The following is a 246-nucleotide window of genomic DNA, read 5'->3' as shown; positions in this document are numbered from 1 at the left end:
TCGCCAGGGTTTTTACCCGAAAACCCCGCTGCTCACGCAGCGGGGTTTTCTTTTTTATGTAAGCACATGCTTTTTATGCACTTACAGCAACATCTTCGAGAAGAACTTCAAGTTATCCTCACAAGGTGTTGACAGATACGAAAAGCCTGACATAATAGGCGGCTCGCTTCGACGAAAAGACCTTCGGGTCGCACGACGAAGCAGCATCGGCAACAACGTTTCACTTCGGTGAAACGGCCTTGAAAA

At 48.0% G+C, this 246-nt stretch carries 1 protein-coding gene; it reads left to right on the top strand.

The features are described 5' to 3' along the window. Window positions 1-232, top strand: a 232-nt coding sequence (locus OC373_RS18855; RefSeq protein WP_261998290.1) for a hypothetical protein, incomplete at its 5' end; no start/stop codon positions are given. Between the last annotated feature and the right edge of the window lie 14 nt (window positions 233-246).

The sequence above is a fragment of the Stenotrophomonas sp. Ste96 genome (genome assembly GCF_024519495.1).
GTDB lineage: Bacteria > Pseudomonadota > Gammaproteobacteria > Xanthomonadales > Xanthomonadaceae > Stenotrophomonas > Stenotrophomonas bentonitica_A.
Note: the sequence above shows the minus strand (reverse complement) of the source record. Positions and strands in the feature narration are given on the sequence as shown.